A 20371-nucleotide genomic window follows, 5' to 3' on the forward strand; every position below is an offset into this window, starting at 1 on the left:
ATTTTTATTTTACTCTCTTGGTTTTATGCATGGAATTCACTTTCATCCAACCATTTCTTGATACCCAATCAAAGATTCCTCCATGTCTAATGTATGGAGGAAAAATAACTAAGGTAATACCAATAATTTCACTGCTACGATATATGCTAAGCCAGGAATTCTTAAAAAACCTACTGCAATAGCTGTAAGGAAATTGATTGGTAATGAAAAGTGAAATGATTGTCCAATAAAATTTATCAAAAAGATAATTAGACTTCCAATTGCCGAATATAGAATTCCCTGCCACAACCAAATCAAAGGTTGTTTTACCGACCTACTGATCAGCATAAAAAAAAGCACACCACCAACACCTGCAATAAGCCACCACTTTAGTTCTAACACTTAGCCCCACCTCTTATCCCATAAATCCACTTATCTTTATTTCTATGGGACAAGTGTCTCATTCAGTACCACTTTCTAACAATGATCTAAGTAAAATTTCTAGTTTAGAATGTGTGATCTAACTTTAAATACAGTGATAACCAAAGATGAATAAGTTGAAGGTCTTTCCTTCCCCTCTTCCCTATTACGAAAACTTCCACAAATAAAAAAGCCACTCTTCTGTGAAAGAAAAATGACTTTTGTTTATTATTGGATTGTCACAAGAATGAAAAAAACCTATATTTCTCTTCTTCCTTCCAATGCTTTCGTTAAAGTAACCTCATCTGCGTATTCCAGATCGCCACCGACTGGCAGACCATGTGCTATACGAGTAACCTTGATTCCAAATGGCTTGACGAGACGAGATAAATACATTGCGGTCGCCTCTCCTTCCATATTGGGGTTAGTTGCCAAAATGAGTTCTTTTACTTTTTCATCGGATAAACGTTCTAAAAGCGCAGGAATTTTAAGTTGCTCAGGTCCTATTCCTTCAATAGGAGAGATGGCACCACCTAATACATGGTACATGCCATTAAACTCTTTGGTTCTCTCCATCGCTATCAAATCTTTTGTTTCTTGTATCACACAGATAACGGAGCGGTCTCTGCTTTTATCTTGGCAAATAAGACATATATCTTGATCGGATATGTTCTGACAAACCGTGCAAACTTTCAAGTCACGTTTCACTTGAATTAATGCTTGGGCAAAATCTGCCACATCTTCATCATCCATTTTTAAAATAGTAAAGGCTAATCTCTGTGCCGTTTTAGCACCAATTCCCGGTAATCGCTGAAATCCATCGATAAGGTTAACTATAGGCTCAGGTAAATACAACGGTGTTCACCTGCCTAAAAAAGCCCTGGAATATTTAATCCGCCAGTAAGCTTGCCTAAGTCTTTAGAGGTTGCATCGTCCACTTGTTTTTGTGCCTCATTAAATGCAGCGATAATTAAATCTTGCAGCATCTCCACATCATCTGGATCTACTACATCTGGTTGGATATTCAAACCTACTACTTGTTTTTTACCGTTCACTGTGACTTTTACTACTCCACCGCCGGCTGTTCCTTCAAACTCTTTTGCTTCTAATTCTTGCTGTGCTTTCATCAACTGATCTTGCATTTTTTTCATTTGTTTCATCATTTGATTCATTTGCTTCATACGATCTTATCCTCTCAACATTTATTTTTCTATTGTAACCAATTCTTCACCGAAAAGCGAAATAGCCTTCTTTACTATATCATCATCGAAATCCTTTGTTTCAGCAGGAGTCGTAATAGAAATCTCATCTTTCCCTCTTTGGCTTTCCCATTCCTCTCGGGTCCAAGCCTTTAATTCATATGTTTTATGGAAAATCTTTTCCAGTTCTTGTTCAATGAGCTTTTTATTTTCTGGTTTTAAAACAGTATCTCGATGGAAAGCGCCTTTCATCGCAATAGTGATGGCATAGTCTGATGTTTCCACAATTTCACCATCAGCTAACCATGCGTGAAGGGTTACACGTTGTTGTTTAATAGCATACAAAATATCCGGCCATATACGGCTAATCTCTGGATTAATGGACGAATTTCTTGAACCTTGATTATGATTTGTTGTTTTTGCAGGTGCTTTTTGAACCTTAGGAACCTCTTCCTTTTGTTCCACCACTTGCTCTACTGATGCTACTTTCTCCACCTTCTGTGGAGGTTGTTCATAAATAGAGTCTATCCCTTCTTGTTGTTTAGAAATAGAAGTACTTGTTTGTTTCAATATAAAAAGTTCTAATAATATTTGTGGATAATTTACCCATTTTAATTGCTGTTCTATCAATACCAATTGTTCAATCCAGCGCATTAGTTCTTCAGATTGATACCGAGATGACTGATTTTTAATTGTTTCCGAAATACTCGCTTTTTCCACAGCTGTTTTAGCTAACAAAAGATCTCTTGTGACTAGTAATAAGTCCTGTACAACTTGATCAACTTCTATGCCATAGATGATAAAATCAGCTATCTGGCTCAATGCCGCAGATCGATCTTTTTCCTGTAAGTAAGTTAATAGTTGGAGAAGAGAATGTTCGGAAACTCCTCCAATAATGGAAAGAACGACTTCTTCAGTCAAAGCCTTCTCGGAAAAAGAGATTGCTTGATCCAATAAACTTAAAGCATCCCTGAGACCTCCATCTGCAACACGAGCAATCTGCTCCAATGCAGCCAAATCAGCAGAAATTCCTTCTTGCTCCGCAACATGTTGCAGCCTCTGTACCACTCGCTGATGAGGGATACGCCGAAAAGGAAACCGTTGACACCTTGAGATAATCGTTGCTGGTAATTTATGTGGTTCTGTAGTTGCAAGAATAAATATAACGTGTGAAGGTGGCTCTTCCAGAGTTTTAAGTAAGGCATTAAATGCTTCAGTCGTCAACATATGAACTTCATCAATAATATATACTTTGTATCGTACTTCTGTGGGTGCGTATTTAACTTTATCGCGAAGATCACGAATCTCGTCTACACCACGATTAGAAGCTGCATCAATTTCAATCACATCTAATAAAGACCCTTCTGTGATAGCTCTGCACGATTCGCACTCGTTACATGGTTCTGCGGCTGGCCCATGTTGACAGTTGACTGCTTTGGCAAATATCTTAGCTGCACTAGTTTTCCCTGTCCCTCTTGGACCACTAAACAAGTAAGCATGTGAAATCTGCCCCCCTGTTAGTGAGTTTGCTAAGGTAGTAGTGACATGTTCCTGCCCAACCAAGTCGCGAAAATGCTGCGGTCTCCAAACCCGATATAATGCTCGATAGGACATAGGGAAAACACCATCCTATTTATTAAATTCAACTCTCATCATACTACATCTTACATACTCTTTCCAAAAAAACAACCCATCTCATGAAGAGAGGGTTGCAAGTGGCAAATAAATATAAAAGGTAGTACCTTTTTCATCGGAGCAAACCTCCATTTTGCCATTTAGTTCTCTCAGGATTTGTTTACAAATAGGTAAACCGAGTCCTGTTCCATTTTCTTTTGTTGTATAAAAAGGATCAAAAACTTTTTCCATCATACATCTCGGAATACCAGGTCCTTGATCAGCTATTTCTACCACTGCACATTGCCCTAGCTCATCTATACGAATACAAATGGAGAGCACTCCATCACTCACCATGGCTTCAATTGCGTTTTTACACAAGTTGAGAAATACTTGCTTGATTAATTCACTATCTGCTTCTATAAAGAGAGCTCCTTCTACTTCTTGTTGATATTGGAGATCAATATTATGTAAAGTAGCTTCACTCTGAACAATGAGGAGAATCTCATCTATTGCTTCTTGAAGCATAATGGTAGAAGTTTGCCTGTTTACGAGCCGAGGTTTACTCAACATTAAAAACTCACTAACAAGGCTATTGATACGATTTATTTCTTTTAACATGATATCAATATAAGCATGTTCTTTTTGTTGGCCGTTTTCTTTTAACTTATGACCAATTACTTGTAAAAAACCGCGTATGGAAGTAAGCGGATTTCTTATTTCATGGGCCGTTCCGGCTGCTATTTGCCCGATTGTTGCCAACCGGTTACTCAATTGTGCTTGTTTGGCGAGCGAATCAAATTCAGTCTTATTTTCCATCATAAAAAGATCTCCATTAAAATTGGATTCAATATTTTGGATTCGCCTTCTCCGAACAAGAAAAAGATGCCTGCCTTCAGCAGTTTCCCATTCAAGTTCCATTTCATTTTGCTGTGGATGTGTACTGGTAAGGAAAGAGATAAATTGTTTGTAGTTCGGCTGTGAGGGATCAAGTTGTGTAATGACGTGGTCAATGGGACGGTATAATACAGCATCGCGATCTAATCCAAGATATCGACTTGAAATGTTATTCAACTCAACAATAGAGCCTCGCTGATCAACTAACCAAATTCCAATCTGCAATTGTGAAAAAAGATCTGTCATATGCTCGTAGTGTGGAAATGGATAAGAATGTACCACCGGATAAGAAGGGGGATCTTCGGATCTCCTAACGATACTAGCGTCTGCATGGATCATTGATTCCACCACACTATCACTTCCCTTGAAACCATACGAACAACCACCAGTCCAGAAAAGAAATTATTTATCATCCTGCATACAAATCAACATGACAAAGGTGCAAATAGTGCAAAGTTACTATTACTTAGATTCTCTTTTTTTGCCTTTCTTCCTTCTTTTTTGTATATATTTTCCATTATTATATATAAAAAAAACCAGCTTAGTGATCTATTCACTAGACTGGTTTTTCTACACATCTATATTGGCAAAATCTCTTTTTGCATATGTAAACCGCGCACCTATCTTTGACTTATCTGTCCAAGCGGTAACTTCCCTTTCAGCTCAAATCAGGCAACCCTACGGCACACAAGTGGTCAACCTTAGTGCTGCTTCCGTCAGGACCTGACACGGTTCAGAAGTACTCGTTGCGCAGGACCCAATCGTCAACACTGTCCAGAAAGGCCAAGCCTCACACAGAATAAGCCTCGGATAGGAATTCAACCCCGCTAAGGCGGATTGCGAGTTACAGGGCACCGCCACCTCCCCATCTAGCACGGCAAAAACTATCTTAACACAAATTGAGACAAACAACAACATCCGTTATTTGGTTGCAAATTTATTGACAAATTTATTTTTATGTAATAAATTATTTTTACGTAGAAGTTATGTTTTAAGAAGGTGAATTTTTATGATGAAACAGCCACTACAAGAAACGTATTTAATTGAATTACCTGAGCAAGCTTCTGCCCTGATAAATCCTTTGCGAGCAGAAATTTTAGCTCAATTAAAGCAACCGGGTTCAGCAACAGAAGTAGCGAAAAAGTTAAAAGAAACCCCGCAACGCATCAATTATCATCTGAAAACACTGCAAAAGGTAGGATTAGTGACCAAAGTTGGTACTCGCCAAGTGAGGAATTTGGTGGAGGTGCTCTATCAAAGTATTGCCAAAACATTTCTACTGTCAGAGTCACTCTCCATAGGAAAAGACACCATTCAAAAAATGAAAGATCAAGGCTCTCTTCTCCACCTGATACACACTTCAGAGCGTATGAAACAGGATGCACTTTTGCTGATGGAACAATCCGATCAAAATGAAGTAATACCAAGTGCTTCCCTGCAAATGCAAGTAAACTTAGCGAATGAATCCGTAAGGGAACAATTTGTGGAAGATTATGTATCTTTGGTTGAAAATTTGGTGAAGAGATACCAGACAAAAAAAGATCATACAAACCCTTATCAAATTTTATTATCTGTTTATCCTGATCCAGATCAAGGGAGTAGTGATACAAATGAATAAAAAACGAGTTTCTGCTGGAAAGACCCAATCTACCATTGTTTGGCAAACAACAACATCAGCAAGTACAACTGGCAATGTAGTGAAATTTCCGCAAAAACATCAAGAAGCTATCCACCAAGAATTAGCCATTCATACAGAAAAAGAGGAAGTTAAATTAAAAATTATTTCTTCTGGATTTGGCAGAACACAAAATCACTCTTCTACCCGTATGCAGTTTGCTGCGTAATCAATAGTAAAATAGAGAGGATGGTATACCATGCAAATCCCTTATATTATTGAACAAACTAAGTATGGAGAAAGAACTTATGATATTTACTCTCGAATGCTTAAAGATCGGATTGTTTTTTTGGGATCAGCAGTTGACGACCAAGTTGCAAATGCCGTTATTGCTCAATTGCTCTTTCTCGCCGCTGAAGATGAGGAAAAAGATATTCAAATGTTTATCAACTCCCCAGGCGGTTCTGTAACAGCAGGACTTGCAATCTTTGACACTATGCAATTTATTAAACCTGATATATCTACCATTGCTGTAGGTTTCGCTGCTTCCATGGGTGCTACGATCCTCATTGGCGGTGCAAAAGGAAAACGGATGGCTTTACCAAATGCTGAAATATTAATTCATCAACCATGGGTACAACAAATAAATGGTCAAGCAAGCGATATTGAAATTCGTGCAAAAAACATGTTGAAGACGAGAAATACACTGAATAAAATCTACGCGGAACGCTGTGGGAAAACAATCGAGGAAATTGAACAGGACACAGATCGCGATAACTACTTGGATGCAAAAGAAGCATTAGCATATGGAATAATTGACAAAGTCATTGAAAGAGAAGATTTAAAATAGATCAATAGCATGATAGAAAATACACTCCAAGAGAACCTCTAAATAAACAGGGGTCCTCTTATTTAATTTCCACTGCTATTAAATAACTTCTCAAAATATTATTTTTTTAGATTCTGTATAAGCAACTGATAGATATCCATCTCATCTAACTTGTCATTTTTTGCAATTAAATTTTGCACCACAAGTCCATACTTAAAAACATTGAACATTTCGCTTAATTTTTCCTCATCTGCTTCTTTTGGAATAACTCCATGTTCTTTTCCAACATTTATCCACCCTGATCCCATTTGCACTGCACTTTCATGTAAATTTTGTAATGTTTCTCGAATAGCTTGGTTCTCCATTTTACTGAGTAAGTAAATAAAGATTAGATTAGATACACTATCTGTATTTGCGATTTTATTAAAACGCCCAGCTATTCCTCTAAATGGTTCATTTCCGTCGTTAGCAGTGGAAACTTCTTTATTGAATTGTTCATCTACTTGAACTAGTTTTTGTTTTAAGATCAGGGCAAAAAGCTCATCTTTACTATTTACATAGTGGTAAATAGCGCCTTTCGATACACCTGTTTTTTGCAAAATGTCTTGTAAAGTAGTACGTTGACATCCTCTTTCTAAAATTAATTCCTCTGTTGTATCTAATAACAAACGTAATGTTGGATTCAACTCATTTTGTTTCATTTTTTATACATCCCTTTAATTTTAAGCTCTGTGTTTACTTTTCACATAGCGTATATTCCAAACAATCAACAACGCGATGATAACATACTGTACTATTGGGGAAACCCACAGCGCAGTTGGAATGGTCAGATTATAAACAAGTACCACTTTGACTAATGCTTCAATGACTAGTCCAACTCCCCAAACAAGAGACATTAGTCTCATAGAACGACGAAATCCGTGCTCTTCTTCCCAACGTTTTGCAATGATATCACTATCGGGAGTAAATCTTACTGCAAAATGATAGATGAGTGGTTTGTCGAACAACAAAGAAGCAAGAAATAATATGCCCATAACCCCTGTTACATAAGATTCCCGCAATAGAATAAAGCGTTCATCTCCACCAATTAATGCAGCAATAACTCCAAGTACAATGCCTAAGAAAATAAAAGAAGAGAATGCGTCGAATTTTTTATCTTTTATCAGGTGATAAACAGAATCTAACAATGGGACACAAGCTGCAATGGATAATGCTACCACATTGGAAGTATGATCTTTCAAAAGTGTGTAGATGAGATAAGGCAATGCGATATTGATAACAATCGTGATAATGATTTCTGATTTACCTTTTTTCATGTGAAGCCTCCATATTGGGGACGTTCCCTTTTACTTGCAATCGCAGATGTGGATGCTCTTGATCTAAATCATGAAAAATCAGTTGATATGTTTTATTATCCATGGTTCATTCTCCTTTGATGTAGTACCGCCAGTTGGTTTGTCTGAAATCATCGTACCACACCGACTGGCGGTATGTAAAGAATTTTTTGATCACTATAAAATCCTTATATACGAGAAAGTACCCTATAGGTAGACTATTTTTCATATGTCTGCTTAATAAGGTACTTTCATTCGCTATTTATTTTCTTTTTTTAATCGTTTTTCAAACCCGTCTAATAGAACCCTTATTCCGAACTGAAATTCTTTTTCCCAATCCGGATTTGTTGTTACTTTTGCCAGACGAATCATTTGGGGAAATTGATCACTGGGAAGATTCTCAAAAAAAGAAGTAAATTTTTCAGACCCTTCTGTACTTTCTGCTTCTTTTTCATCTGCAAATCCAGTTTTACGAACTTCTTCTGCTACAAAACCAACTACATGGTTTTTAAGCATTGAAGCAGCCCAAGGAATTTGTTCATCTCCAAAACCAGCTTTTGCCAAAACGCTGTATAACCATTCAATTTGTAATAAACGATGATAACTCATTGCTATTGTTTCTGTAAAAATATCTACTGCACTTGGATAGGCTTTTAATGCATTACGAAAAGTTGAAGACCATTCCACTAATTGTTCTCTCCAAGTTAGAGAAGGATTTAACCATTCTTCACCCATCTGTACACTTATCTCATCTGCTAATAATTGTAAAAGTTCATCTTTATTTTTTACATGGTAATACAAAGCTGCTGCCTTAACATCCAGTTTACTTGCTATTTTCCTCATACTTAGTTCTTTTAAGCTCATCTGTAGTAATAATTGCAAGGCTGCTTTTACGATTCGATCTCGACTCAATGGATGTACAGACTCTTCTGTTGAGTAGCCAATTATTTTTTCAATACTTTTAGACATTTTTAACTCCTTTACTTGACAAATGATTAATACTCTATTATTCTAACACTGTTAATTAAATTTAACATCGTTAAAATTCGTGGTGGTGCTAAATTATGAGTAATTTTGTAAAAGTACATGTAATGCATTGTGGTAACGTAAAAGTCGACCGTCGATTGGCTTATAAAGATCTTGACCTTGATCATGTGCCATTTGTTGACCAAAGACCTGAGAAGTATCAACTATGTATTCCTGTATCTTGTTATTTAATCGAACATCCAAAAGGAACAGTAGTCATTGATGCCGGCTGGAGTGAAGATGTACGCACTCGTCCAGAAGAGCACTTAGGACACGCATATAAATTTTGTCATCCTCACTTACCATCAGGGCAGTCGATAAAAGAACAATTGGCATCAAAAAGGCAATCTGTAAAAAATATCGATTATGTTGTGATTTCACATTTAGATATTGATCATATCAGTGGAATTCACCTTCTTGCTGATGCAAAATCCTTTCTAGTTAGTGAACCTGAATGGAATGGAGCAAAATCCTTTCAAAAAGCAAGGTGTGAGGGGATTGCGTTTGAACCTTTTAAATTAGACCCTATCCCTTTCGGTCCTTACCAGCTAGGAAAAGATTTATTTGATGATGGGCTAGTTTATCTTGTTTTTACACCTGGACACACGGATGGCTTGGTCTCGGTGGTTGCTCGTGTTCAAAACGGCTGGCTGCTCCTTGCTTCTGATGCAGGATATTCTAAAAAATCTTGGGATCAACCCATACTACCTGGCAATACAACAAATGATCAACAAGCACTGCAATCTTTGCAATGGATTTCTGATTTCTCCAAGAGAGATGACTGTGTTGCTGTCATTGCAAATCATGATCCTTCTGTGAAATATGGTATTTATTAAAATAAAAGGAGTAAGTCATTTATGAAAAATTTAAAACAATTTATAGAGAAAGAAAACACTATAAACAACATCATTCGATATGCAAAACAGTATGTAAAAGAGACATGGGAAACGATATTACACGAAAATCAACAGGAATTACAACAAATTCATGAGAAGTATGGTGACCGTGCGTATGGAGTTTATGTACAGAAATTTATGGAGCCAATCCAAAATGAACTGTTAGATACCGGTTTTATTGTAAAGAAAGGCTTTCAAATGGGCGATTCCATTGAAAACTGGGGGCCACCCGAAGAACGTGAGAGGTGTATCTGGTATGTTATTAAGCAAAACGATGGAACACCTTTAGGAACTCTGGTATTACAACTTTATCATTCTCATACACGATTTTATCTTCCTAAAGCGCCGCATATATTTTCACTAGAAGTGACGGAACGCGATGAAATTATGAATATGCTTTCCCTTGCTACTACACGCATTCATGACTGGACCAGCGAAGGTTATCAAGATTCATCTAAAGAGGAAGTGCAACAGTGGGAGTACAGTGTGGATATAAGTTTAGGGGATTACTTGAAACCTTTCCGCGGTCAAGTTTTTGGGGGTGCAGTAGATTACGCTCTTGCCAGTTGGGGGCGAAACGGCTGGGAACTTGTGAATATCGTTCCTCACCAAGACCGTATTATCGCATATTTCAAAAGACCCCTAAACCCAAAAAAATAAATATAAAAAAAGGACTCTATTTACTAGAGTCTTTTTCTGTAACATATTCATTATGGCAGAGAGGGTGGGATTCGAACCCACGGTAGCTTTGAAACTACACTGGATTTCGAGGCCAGCTCCTTCGACCACTCGGACACCTCTCCAAATCGCTATAACAAAAATATTATACACGATTATGCTTTAATTTCAAGTCATAATTGAGTTTGCTTGTTTTTTTGCTTCCTTTCTTCCCGAAGTGATCGAAAAAAAGTTCGTAACATTTGGCTGCAAGTCTCTTGTAATACTCCATCTATCACGGTCGTCTGATGGTTAAATCTTTCATCGTTTAATAAATGATACAAACTATCCACACAACCTGCTTTGGGATCTCTCGTCCCATAAACTAATTGAGGGATACGTGCCTGCAAAATTGCTCCAGCACACATGGGACAAGGTTCCAATGTAACATAGAGCGTACATTCCTCCAGACGCCAGCTGCCTAAACATTTGGCAGCTTCCCGAATAGCCAAGATTTCCGCATGCAAAAGAGGATCTTGTTTTTGCTCACGCAAATTAAATCCTCTTCCAATCACTCTATCTTGGTATACGACAACAGCCCCAATTGGAACTTCTTTTAATGCAGCTGCTTTCTCTGCTTCCTCAATCGCTAAGAGCATATAATCTTCATGATTCATTTATTTCACTCCTAGCTTTTCATGCATTCCCCACAATGTCCATATATCTCAAATTTATGACCTGTGATCTCAAAGTTTTTCGGTTCACCCAAAATAGCATTCATTGGACATAAATCAATTGCTGTTGTCCGACCACAATTGGTACAGATTAAGTGGTGATGATGGTTGTTAGCACTACAAGCTAGACGATATTTTTTCTCCCCTGACCACTCAGTAGCCTCCAAAATACCATACTGTTCGAATAGAGAGAGGTTGCGATATACTGTATCAAAACTGAGACTTGGATAATCTTGCTGCATATATTCCAACATTTCCTTCGCACTTAAATAACGAGCTTCCCGTTCAAAAATATGCACCATCGTCTCTCGTTTACCTGTATATTTATAGCCTTTTTTCTTTAGCATTTCTAAGGCAGTTACTGTATCCATTATCTTTCGCCTCGCACATTCGCTTTCTTATATTGTAGCACAGAAATGAGTTTCTTTCCGATGATCACAAGTAGCAATAATGCGATAGAAACAAGTACGATCGCTCCACCTGAAGCAATATCAAGCCAGTATGCAAATACTAACCCTGCCACAATAGAGAACTCTGCAAATAAAACAGAAAAGAAAGCAGTTTTACGGAAACTGAGCGATAATTGCATACTTGTTGCTACTGGTAAAGTCATCAACGCAGAAACGAGTAATATCCCTACCACTCGAATTGCCACAGAGATCACCATCGCTACCAAGACCATAAAAATCAGATGAATCCATTTCCCCCGGATACCTGTCAATACTGCATGTTCTTCATCAAAAGCCAAGGCAAATAATTCTTTAAAAAAAAGATAAATAAAACAAATAGCGAGAAATGCAACTATGCTGATTAAAATCAAATCTTGTTTATTAATTGCTAATATATTTCCAAATAGCAAGCCAGAAATATCTACTCCAAACCCATTGCCTAAACCGATGAGAACAACTCCAACTGCAATCCCACCAGATAATAAAATCGGAATAGCCAGCTCTTGGAAAGAACGATAAAATTGCCGGATTCGTTCCACAACAACAGAGCCGATAATAGCAAAACTCATTCCTGCAAACAACGGACTGATCCCCGCAAACAACGTAAAATTCTTTTGCAGAAGAAGGCCAGCTGCAACCCCGGAAAGGGTAATATGGGATAGAGCTTCAGCGATTAAAGATAGGCGTCGGACAACTAAAAAGATTCCCACAAGAGGAGAAACGAGTCCAACGACCATCCCTGCAATAAGCGCATGTTGCAAAAAGGCATACTCTAAAAAATCAGTAATCAACTTTCTCTCTCCTCAGTGCTGATGATTAATAACTTGGACATCATGATTGTATGCTTTTGATAATAGTTCTTTTTCTTGTTTCACAAACAGAGACCTTGTCCCATGAAAGAATAGTTTTTTATTTAAACATGCTACTCGGTCTACCAAAGTTGTTACCACTCCGATATCATGTGTGACCATTATTAGAGTCAGACCGCTGTTTTTATGCAGATGATGTAATAAATCATAAAATTGCTTTGTCGATTCTCTGTCGATTCCAACAGTTGGCTCATCTAGTATCAATAGCTTAGGTTTACTGATCATCGCTCGTGCGATAAAAACTCGTTGCTGCTGTCCTCCAGAAAGTTGTCCAATATTCCTTTTCCGCAAATGTTGAAGTCCAACTTGCTCCAATACTCCATCTACCAACAAATAATCTTTTTTATTATATCTACGAATAATACCTTTTTTGGATGCAAGGCCGGCCGCTATAACTTCTTGAACAGTAGCAGGAAAATCCCGTTGGAAACTATTGGACTTCTGTGAAACATAACCAATATTATATTTCTGTTTTTGTTCCCGCATGGAGCTTCCAAAAACGGTGACAGTACCTTTCCTCGGCTCTAATACACCCAATGCGATCTTTAGTAAAGTCGATTTTCCAGAACCATTTGGTCCAACAATTCCAAGAAATTGCCCTTCTTCCACAGATAACGTCACATCTTCTAATACCGATTGATGTTGATAAGAATAGGATACATTGTCCAACCGCAAAATTGATTTATTCATTTGGCAACACCTAATGCTTTCTTCAAATTAGCCAAATTATTTCTCATTACCGAAAAATAATCTTCTTTATTAGCAATTTCTTGTTCTGATAAACCTTCCAATGGATTTAACACAATTGCCTCAGCATGAATCTCATTTTTCACCGTATCTGCCAGTTTATTGTTGACTAACGTTTCAAAAAAAACAACTTTCGCTTTATGTTTTCGCAGCATATCTACAAGGTTTTTTACTTCTTTTGGACTCGGTTCATCTTCTGGGCTTAAACCAGAAATCGCTACTTGTTTCAGATGATATTGATCTGCTAAGTATCGAAATGCAGCATGAGAGGTTACAAATTCTCGCCCTGGCGTATGCAGGAGACTCTCATAAGATTTCTGAAGATCGATAAATTGCTTGTTCAGCCTTTGATAGTTTTCAGTAAATTCTTTTTTGTGTTTCGGGTCTATTTTTATCATGGAATCATAGATTACTTTTGCTTGTTGCTCCGCCATATATGGATTCAACCAAACATGAGGATCATATACCTGATCAAGTTCTGTCGAGTCTTGTGCTTTTTTCAAAGGTAGCTTAGCTGATGTATTGACAACAAGGGTATGTGTTTGATCGATATTCGATATAGCATGATTCACCCATGCCTCTAATCCAGCCCCATTATAAAGAAATAAATCAGCCTTATTTAATTTAATCATGTCTTGTGGAGATGGATCAAAATCATGAGGCTCTGTACCTGGTGGTACAATATTCGTAACCTCTACTAAATTACCTCCAATTTTCCGGGCAAAATCTTGGAGTGGATAGAGGGACACAATAATTTGAGGTTTGGAAGAGCGAGATTCCCTTCCACAACCAACTAAAAGTACAAACGCTAAAGCGAAAGCCAGAAGCAGAATTATTCTATTTTTCATCATGATCCTCCAAACAACCTCTTATTATTTCCTAATCAAAAACAATTATAACGATATCGACATTAAATGTAAATCGTAAATATTACGTTTTAAAATTAAAATGATTGTATTTAGATTGATGAAAAAACAAAAAAAATAGCAGCTTTAGCTGCAATAGATGTCTTCTAATTTTAAATATATCCAAAGTTGGCGCACCCGAGAGGACTCGAACCTCCGACACCTCGTTTAGGAAACGAGTGCTCTATCCGCTGAGCTACGGGCGCATATCAAGCCTTATTATAACATTGCGAGCGAAAAAACCCAAGGTTTGAATCGTGGGATGAAAGCGAGTGTTAGAAAAATCTTTTTTTGCCTTTCCCAACCCTGACTATATTTGAAATATACTTGACAAATAACAAACATATGATCTACAATATTCGCAAAATTCCTACAGGGGGGTGATCTCATGCATAAAGCATTTTCTTACCGGCTTCGACCTACCAAAGCACAGGCGACGATGATTCACAAATCCATTGGCTGCAGCTGTTTTGTATTCAATCATTTTCTTGGAGAATGGAACAAAGTATATCAAGAAACAGGAAAAGGGCTTTCCTATTCCACCTGTTCCCGTTTCTTGACGGAGAAAAAACGGGAGTTAGCGTGGGTAAAAGAAGTCGATTCCACTTCTTTGCAAAACACACTGAAACACCTTGTGGATGCCTTCCAGCGTTTTTTTCGCAAGCAAAACAATGCGCCGCGTTTCAAAAGCAGAAAAAATCAGGTCCATGCGTATACGAGTCAGTGTAACTATTCCAAACATAGCAAACCAACCATCGAAATCGAGGGAAATCGAATCAAATTGCCGAAACTAGGCTGGGTAAAGTTTGTTCCCTCCCGAGAAGTAAGTGGTCGTATTTTGTCTGCTACGATCCGTCGGACTCCCACCGGAAAATACAAAATATCCATCCTTTGCGAGGGGTGCTACTTACGATCCGCTCCGGCGATAAAACTGGTGAACGAAAACCAAGTCATCAGTATCGAAACGTTGCAAGTAAAAAACATGGTGAAAAATCATAAGCTGGCGAAATCGATCACCGATGCTTCGTGGTCGAAGTTTGTTACGATGTTAGAATACAAAGCGAAAGAATACGGACGGAAATTGGTAAGGGTAGGGAAAACCTTCCCATCCAGTCAGCTTTGTTCAAGTTGTGGCTATATAAACAAAGAAGTGAAGAAACTTCAGCTGCGAGAATGGACATGCCCAGAATGTGGTATTCACCATGATCGAGATATCAATGCAGCCAAAAACATTTTGAACGAAGGAAAAAGGTTACTTGCCGTGGGGCTCACGGTCTAAGCTTGGTAAACTTCCTTGGATTACCGAGGATTACCCAAGAATCCCACGGCTTTAGCCGTGCGGAGTAGTCAAACACAGAAATAAATAAGAAGATAGAAGAAGAGTCACACTCGTAAATACGAATACAACTTCATCGATAATTTATAGCAAAAAAAGCTCCGTCTAGGAGCTTTATGAAACAACTTGTTTTTGTACATAACCGATTCGAGCAAGTACTTTTTCTTTCCCGAGGAGATATAATGTCTGATTCAAATCTGGTCCATGTATTTGACCGGTAGTAGTTGCACGAATGGGCATAAATAGTTGTTTGCCTTTGAATCCTGTTTCTTTTTGCACTGCCTTTAGCGCTTTTTTAATTTCTGTAGGCGTATACGCTGTGAGTTCCTTGAGTTTCTTTGCAAATGATGCCAATACTTCAGGAACTTGTTCTTGCTGTAACACTTGATTCGCCTCTTCATCGTATTGTGTTTCTTCTACTGTGAAGAGTTTCGTCAGAGATTGAATATCACTTAGTTGATACATTGCTGTTTGAAATAAAGCAACTAACTCACGAGTCCTTGCTTCAGCTTGCTCTCTGTTAAGTTCGTTTTGCTTCAAATATATTTGATATCCTGCATCTTCTTCTAAATATGGTTTTGTTAGTTCTACCAATTTTTCAAGTTCTATCGCTTTAATGTACTGACTGTTAACCCACATCAATTTTTCTTGATTGAAGATCGCTCCAGCTTTGTTGATTCGATCAAGAGAGAACAGTTCTACTAACTTTTCCAAAGAAAAAATTTCTTCTTCGATGTATTCCCCGCCAGGCGACCACCCCAATAATGCCAAATAGTTGTTAACGGCATCAGGCAGATAACCTAAGTCGTGATATTGCTCGATAAATTGTAATATCGTCTCGTCACGCTTGGACAATTTTTTCCCGTTTTCATTTAAGATGAGTGGAATATGAGCAAATTCGGGGATGGAGTAACCAATAGCCTCGAATAAAAGCACATGTTTTGGTGTATTTGAAAGATGTTCTTCTCCACGAATCACGTGTGTAATCTCCATCAGTGCATCATCGATGGTAACAGCAAAATGGTAAGTAGGTACACCATCAGATTTACAGATTACAAAATCTTCAATATCGGCACGTTGAAAACTCATATCTCCACGAATATGATCTTGAAATGTAATCTCATCATTTCCAGATACGGCAAAACGAATTGTATAAGGCACATTTGCATCAATTTTAGCTTGTCGTTCTTCTTTTGACAGATGACGACATTTACCAGAATACCTTGGAGTTTGACCATTTTGTTGTGCTGCTTCTCGCTCTGCTTCTAACTCTTCTTTGGTACAAAAACATGGATAAGCGTTACCTTCTGCCACTAATTTATCTAAATAAGGCTGATAGCTGTTTAAGCGTTCCATGCTTCGATAAGGTCCATACTTTCCACCGATATCGGGACCTTCATCCCAATCTAAACCTAGCCAACGAAAGGCACGGATCAGCTTCTCTTCTGCATCAGCTTTGTTTCGGCTCGTATCTGTGTCTTCTATCCTTAGTATGTAAGAACCACCCATTTTTTTGGCAAACAAATAGTTAAACAATGCGGTCCGCGCCCCACCAATATGCAAATGCCCCGTAGGACTAGGCGCAAAACGGACTCTTACAGTCATTTCCATACCCCTGCTTTCTGCTCTTTGAGTGCTAAAAGTATATCATTTTCACAGAATAAGTTCCAATCAAGACGTACAAAAACTCCTCATTCTTTTCAGCGAACAAGGAGTTGATTGATGACTATTTGATAGAAACACGATACGAGACAAGCCATTCGTTTAATTGCAGCCAATAAGCAAGCAGTGCTGGTACATTCATCAATTGTCCAAACCATGGAAGGTGCTTATTTTTAAGGTCAGTTTCCAAAAAACCTTTCACTTTTTCCCGATCTAAAAGCTCAAAAATAGGTGCATTGTTGTTTTCCACTAGTTCATGCATTTTTTGTGTCACAAAAGTGAGATACCCTGGATGATGTGTCTTTGGATAAGGACTTTTCTTTCTCTCCATCACTTCTTTAGGCAGTAGATGTGATACTGCTTGACGCAGCAAACCTTTTTCACGATTCCCGAGATACTTCATAGACCAAGGAACATTCCATACGTACTCCACCAATCTATGGTCACAAAATGGAACCCTCACTTCTAAGCCACAAGCCATACTCATCCGATCTTTTCTATCTAATAAGGTGGGCATCCATCTTGTCAAACTCAAATAAAAAATCTCACGTATTCTAGCATCTTTTGCACTTTCTTCTTGTAGACGCGGTACCTCAGAAAGTGCTTCTTGATAACGATTATCCACGTAATCCAATGGTCTGATATGCTCTACCAACTCATGTCTTAAAAAAGGAATCCGTAGATGGGACAACCTAGCCCAGGGAAATGTATCTGCATTCACTAATTCATCCCGATGGAACCATGGGTAGCCTCCAAAAACTTCATCCGCACATTCCCCAGATAGAACAACCGTTAAATCTTCTTTAATTGCTTTAGAAAATAAAATCAAAGATGCATCTACATCAGCCATTCCTGGTAAATCCCTAGCGCGCATTGCATCTATCAGTGTTTCGTATAATTGTTCATTATCTAACATCACATTGTGATGCTCTGATCCTATATGTTCAGCCATGACTTTTACCCAAGGTGCATCTGGGTTTGGTTGAAATTCATTTTGTTTAAAATACTTATCATTATCGATATAATCAACAGAAAAAGTATGGAGTATTCCTCGATTTTCTTGTTTGAATACATGAGCAGCATATGCTGCCATCGCACTGGAATCCAAGCCTCCAGATAACATTGTACCGATTGGCACATCAGATACCAATTGTCTTCCTACTGCATCTTGGAATAATTCTCTAACTGTTGCTATAGTCGTTGGCAAGTCATCTTGATGAAAATCACTTACTAATTCCCAATAAGGTCGAATCGTTAGTCCATCTCGATTGAATCTGAGCCAGTGACCTGGCTTTAATTCATGTATATTGCGGAATATACCAACTCCAGGAGTGCGGGCCGGCCCCATCACAAGCAGTTCATTTAAGCCTTCTTCATCGATTTCTTTTGGCACATCTGGATGAGCTAAGATCGATTTTAACTCTGATCCAAACAATAGTGACCTACCAACTATTGTGTAAAATAAAGGTTTTACACCAATCCGATCTCTCGCGATAAATAGTTCCTCTCGCGATTCATCCCAAATCGCAAAAGCAAAGATACCATTTAGCTCTTTTGGAGCATCTTCTCTCCACGCAGAAAAAGCTGCCGGTATCAGCTCGGTATCACATCTTGTTGTAAAATGATATCCTTTGGAAAGCAATGTACTTCGCAACTCATCCATGTTGTACAGCTCACCGTTGTAAACAATGACATACTTCTGTTCTCCCATTTGCTTAACCATCGGTTGAATTCCATTTGCTGGATCGATTATCGATAAACGGCGATGCCCAAGTGCAACATGCTCCGAAATCCAAGTACCAGTAGCATCAGGACCACGATGCTCCACTTGAATATTCATCGCATCTAATATCTCTTTTTGATTACTTATGTCTTGTTCTAGATTAATCCACCCTGTTATCCCGCACATCCAAGTTCCCACCTTCCCATAGGCAACTGTCTACTTCAGCGTATGGAAAGAGGAGGGAAAGGGTGACGATTTTTCATTTTGAGAAAACAATAAAAATTTGTCTAAAATAAGAACTTATTTACCATCCTCCTCTCGGTGAAAATTTTGTGTTACCATCCTATTGGACACTGGAGGAATACAAACCAAACGATCGGAGTAAAGAAGATGTTACAAACACCTCTTGCACGATTTCGAGTCATCGCCTTATCAGAAGGGATTTCTTTTCTTGTTCTGTTATTTATTGCTATGCCTTTAAAGTATTATGCTGATATGCCCATAACCGTCACTGTCGCAGGAAGTTTTCATGGGGTATTGTTTATTGCTTATCTACTGACACTCGCTCATGTATATTTCCGTGATAAATGGAAATTTTCACAAGGAGTTATTACTGTGGTTGCTTCCATTATCCCTTTTGCGACATTCTTTTTAGATCGGAAACTAAGTCGTGATTATTCATCTACCCTAAAATTAGAGAGCAAACTTTACTTGTTAATATGGTTACTTTCCTATCTCATTGTATTGTCAGCAGTGTATAAGCTCGTTACTTTTTATACACATCTTCGTTAATTCAAAAAGCGCTGAGCTAATGAGCCCAGCGCTTTTTCTTTTCATCTATTTTACTAAATTATTCCGATAGGCATAAATCGCAGCTTGTGTTCGATCATCTAATTCTAACTTTGATAATAAATTTGTAATATGCGTTTTCACGGTCTTCACAGTAATAAATAACTTATCTGCAATCTCTTGGTTGGTATTGCCATCCGCGATCAATTGCAGTACTTCCATTTCCCGCGCAGTTAATGATTCATGGGGTTTCTCTTGGTTTGCTCCTTGCATCTTCGAAATGACTTTGCTTGTCACCTTTGCCTCAAGTACCGATTCTCCTCTGGCAGCACTGCGAATTGCTTCTGCTATCTTATCCGCCTTAGATGTCTTCAGAAGATAACTCAAAGCACCAGCTTCCAGAGCAGGATATACTTTGTCATCATCTAAAAAACTGGTGAGCACAATTATTTTAGGCTCTAGTAACACTTTCACGATTTCTCTCGTTGCTTGAATACCATCCATACCATCCATCAATAAATCCATCAAAATAACGTCTGGTTTTTTCTCTAATGCTAATTGAACCCCTGCCTTGCCATCAGAGGCCTCTCCAACTACTTCTATATCTGGCTGTGTTGACAAGTAGGCAGATAAACCTATGCGTACCATCTCATGATCATCGACCAAAATTACTCGTATCATTACTTTGCCT

The 20371-nt window shown here is 38.2% G+C and carries 23 protein-coding genes, 2 tRNA genes and 1 other RNA gene; 7 read left to right on the forward strand and 19 right to left on the reverse strand.

Features of this window, described 5'->3' with window-relative positions; all coding sequences use genetic code 11:
- Window positions 1-108: 108 nt before the first annotated feature.
- The 6 genes from AC5WOE_RS09590 to ffs all read right to left on the reverse strand — a co-directional run bounded on the left by AC5WOE_RS09590 (window position 109) and on the right by ffs (window position 4987).
- Complete coding sequence (locus AC5WOE_RS09590; RefSeq protein ID WP_496049979.1) at window positions 109-381, reverse strand: pro-sigmaK processing inhibitor BofA family protein; 273 nt, start codon at window positions 379-381, stop codon at window positions 109-111.
- A 276-nt stretch (window positions 382-657) separates the two neighbouring features.
- Window positions 658-1254 carry a recombination mediator RecR gene (gene recR, locus AC5WOE_RS09595; protein ID WP_496049980.1) on the reverse strand — a complete coding sequence of 199 codons (597 nt, stop codon included), beginning with the start codon at window positions 1252-1254 and terminating at the stop codon, window positions 658-660.
- Window positions 1255-1268: 14 nt separating this feature from the next.
- A complete protein-coding gene (locus AC5WOE_RS09600) occupies window positions 1269-1580 on the reverse strand; it encodes a YbaB/EbfC family nucleoid-associated protein (RefSeq protein ID WP_496049981.1) in 312 nt (103 codons plus the stop codon).
- A 21-nt stretch (window positions 1581-1601) separates the two neighbouring features.
- On the reverse strand, window positions 1602-3212 hold the full coding sequence (dnaX, locus tag AC5WOE_RS09605; protein WP_496052502.1) for a DNA polymerase III subunit gamma/tau: 1611 nt from the start codon (window positions 3210-3212) through the stop codon (window positions 1602-1604).
- 81 nt (window positions 3213-3293) lie between these two features.
- Entirely contained in the window at window positions 3294-4460 is a 1167-nt protein-coding gene (locus AC5WOE_RS09610) for a two-component system sensor histidine kinase NtrB (RefSeq protein WP_496052503.1), read from the reverse strand.
- A 261-nt stretch (window positions 4461-4721) separates the two neighbouring features.
- An RNA gene (gene ffs, locus AC5WOE_RS09615) (signal recognition particle sRNA large type) lies at window positions 4722-4987 on the reverse strand.
- A gap of 131 nt (window positions 4988-5118) precedes the next feature.
- Between ffs and AC5WOE_RS09620 the strand changes: the two genes are divergently transcribed.
- Genes AC5WOE_RS09620 through AC5WOE_RS09630 form a run of 3 tightly spaced genes read left to right on the forward strand, consistent with a single transcriptional unit; the run spans window position 5119 to window position 6574 of the window.
- The gene (locus tag AC5WOE_RS09620; protein WP_496052504.1) at window positions 5119-5727 is read left to right on the forward strand and encodes an ArsR/SmtB family transcription factor; all 609 of its coding nucleotides are present in this window, start codon (window positions 5119-5121) and stop codon (window positions 5725-5727) included.
- Window positions 5720-5953, forward strand: coding sequence for a hypothetical protein (locus tag AC5WOE_RS09625; RefSeq protein WP_496052505.1), 234 nt, complete (start codon window positions 5720-5722; stop codon window positions 5951-5953). Before AC5WOE_RS09620 ends, AC5WOE_RS09625 begins: the two co-directional genes overlap by 8 nt.
- 30 nt (window positions 5954-5983) lie before the next feature.
- Window positions 5984-6574 carry an ATP-dependent Clp protease proteolytic subunit gene (locus AC5WOE_RS09630; RefSeq protein WP_496052506.1) on the forward strand — a complete coding sequence of 197 codons (591 nt, stop codon included), beginning with the start codon at window positions 5984-5986 and terminating at the stop codon, window positions 6572-6574.
- A 98-nt stretch (window positions 6575-6672) separates the two neighbouring features.
- Here AC5WOE_RS09630 and AC5WOE_RS09635 read toward each other — a convergent pair whose 3' ends face one another.
- From AC5WOE_RS09635 to AC5WOE_RS09645, 3 genes are all read right to left on the reverse strand, one after another.
- Window positions 6673-7254 carry a TetR/AcrR family transcriptional regulator gene (locus AC5WOE_RS09635; RefSeq protein ID WP_496049987.1) on the reverse strand — a complete coding sequence of 194 codons (582 nt, stop codon included), beginning with the start codon at window positions 7252-7254 and terminating at the stop codon, window positions 6673-6675.
- Window positions 7255-7275: 21 nt separating this feature from the next.
- Window positions 7276-7869, reverse strand: coding sequence for a VC0807 family protein (locus tag AC5WOE_RS09640; RefSeq protein ID WP_496049988.1), 594 nt, complete (start codon window positions 7867-7869; stop codon window positions 7276-7278).
- Between the two features lie 276 nt (window positions 7870-8145).
- Complete coding sequence (locus tag AC5WOE_RS09645) at window positions 8146-8856, reverse strand: TetR/AcrR family transcriptional regulator C-terminal domain-containing protein (protein ID WP_496049989.1); 711 nt, start codon at window positions 8854-8856, stop codon at window positions 8146-8148.
- Window positions 8857-8951: 95 nt separating this feature from the next.
- Between AC5WOE_RS09645 and AC5WOE_RS09650 the strand changes: the two genes are divergently transcribed.
- Together AC5WOE_RS09650 and AC5WOE_RS09655 are read left to right on the forward strand one after the other, a co-directional pair.
- Window positions 8952-9749: an N-acyl homoserine lactonase family protein gene (locus AC5WOE_RS09650; protein WP_496049990.1), complete on the forward strand. Its 798-nt coding sequence runs from the start codon at window positions 8952-8954 to the stop codon at window positions 9747-9749.
- A gap of 21 nt (window positions 9750-9770) precedes the next feature.
- The gene (locus tag AC5WOE_RS09655; RefSeq protein ID WP_496049991.1) at window positions 9771-10469 is read left to right on the forward strand and encodes a DUF6022 family protein; all 699 of its coding nucleotides are present in this window, start codon (window positions 9771-9773) and stop codon (window positions 10467-10469) included.
- Between the two features lie 53 nt (window positions 10470-10522).
- Here AC5WOE_RS09655 and AC5WOE_RS09660 read toward each other — a convergent pair.
- The 7 genes from AC5WOE_RS09660 to AC5WOE_RS09690 all read right to left on the reverse strand — a co-directional run bounded on the left by AC5WOE_RS09660 (window position 10523) and on the right by AC5WOE_RS09690 (window position 14376).
- Window positions 10523-10612: transfer RNA gene (locus AC5WOE_RS09660), tRNA-Ser, on the reverse strand.
- A 48-nt stretch (window positions 10613-10660) separates the two neighbouring features.
- Entirely contained in the window at window positions 10661-11143 is a 483-nt protein-coding gene (tadA, locus tag AC5WOE_RS09665) for a tRNA adenosine(34) deaminase TadA (RefSeq protein WP_496052507.1), read from the reverse strand.
- A gap of 11 nt (window positions 11144-11154) precedes the next feature.
- On the reverse strand, window positions 11155-11571 hold the full coding sequence (locus AC5WOE_RS09670) for a Fur family transcriptional regulator (RefSeq protein ID WP_496049993.1): 417 nt from the start codon (window positions 11569-11571) through the stop codon (window positions 11155-11157).
- Window positions 11571-12440, reverse strand: a complete 870-nt coding sequence (locus tag AC5WOE_RS09675) for a metal ABC transporter permease (RefSeq protein WP_496052508.1) — start codon at window positions 12438-12440, stop codon at window positions 11571-11573. Before AC5WOE_RS09675 ends, AC5WOE_RS09670 begins: the two co-directional genes overlap by 1 nt.
- A gap of 12 nt (window positions 12441-12452) precedes the next feature.
- A complete protein-coding gene (locus tag AC5WOE_RS09680) occupies window positions 12453-13208 on the reverse strand; it encodes a metal ABC transporter ATP-binding protein (protein WP_496049995.1) in 756 nt (251 codons plus the stop codon).
- Window positions 13205-14113, reverse strand: coding sequence for a metal ABC transporter substrate-binding protein (locus AC5WOE_RS09685; RefSeq protein ID WP_496052509.1), 909 nt, complete (start codon window positions 14111-14113; stop codon window positions 13205-13207). The genes AC5WOE_RS09680 and AC5WOE_RS09685 overlap by 4 nt, the downstream gene beginning before the upstream one ends.
- Window positions 14114-14300: 187 nt before the next feature.
- Window positions 14301-14376: transfer RNA gene (locus AC5WOE_RS09690), tRNA-Arg, on the reverse strand.
- 182 nt (window positions 14377-14558) lie between these two features.
- On the opposite strand from AC5WOE_RS09690, the gene AC5WOE_RS09695 reads away from it, so the two are divergent.
- Complete coding sequence (locus tag AC5WOE_RS09695; RefSeq protein WP_496052510.1) at window positions 14559-15449, forward strand: RNA-guided endonuclease TnpB family protein; 891 nt, start codon at window positions 14559-14561, stop codon at window positions 15447-15449.
- A 171-nt stretch (window positions 15450-15620) separates the two neighbouring features.
- Here the strand turns inward: AC5WOE_RS09695 and gltX are convergent, their stop codons facing one another.
- Both gltX and asnB read right to left on the reverse strand, forming a co-directional pair.
- Window positions 15621-17117, reverse strand: coding sequence for a glutamate--tRNA ligase (gene gltX, locus AC5WOE_RS09700; protein ID WP_496052511.1), 1497 nt, complete (start codon window positions 17115-17117; stop codon window positions 15621-15623).
- Window positions 17118-17232: 115 nt separating this feature from the next.
- Window positions 17233-19077: an asparagine synthase (glutamine-hydrolyzing) gene (gene asnB / locus AC5WOE_RS09705; RefSeq protein ID WP_496052512.1), complete on the reverse strand. Its 1845-nt coding sequence runs from the start codon at window positions 19075-19077 to the stop codon at window positions 17233-17235.
- Between the two features lie 204 nt (window positions 19078-19281).
- On the opposite strand from asnB, the gene AC5WOE_RS09710 reads away from it, so the two are divergent.
- A complete protein-coding gene (locus AC5WOE_RS09710; RefSeq protein WP_496052513.1) occupies window positions 19282-19683 on the forward strand; it encodes a DUF3817 domain-containing protein in 402 nt (133 codons plus the stop codon).
- A 45-nt stretch (window positions 19684-19728) separates the two neighbouring features.
- Here AC5WOE_RS09710 and AC5WOE_RS09715 read toward each other — a convergent pair whose 3' ends face one another.
- Window positions 19729-20361 carry a response regulator gene (locus tag AC5WOE_RS09715; RefSeq protein ID WP_496049999.1) on the reverse strand — a complete coding sequence of 211 codons (633 nt, stop codon included), beginning with the start codon at window positions 20359-20361 and terminating at the stop codon, window positions 19729-19731.
- Window positions 20362-20371 lie beyond the last annotated feature (10 nt).

It is taken from the genome of Shimazuella sp. NTD248, assembly GCF_059510395.1.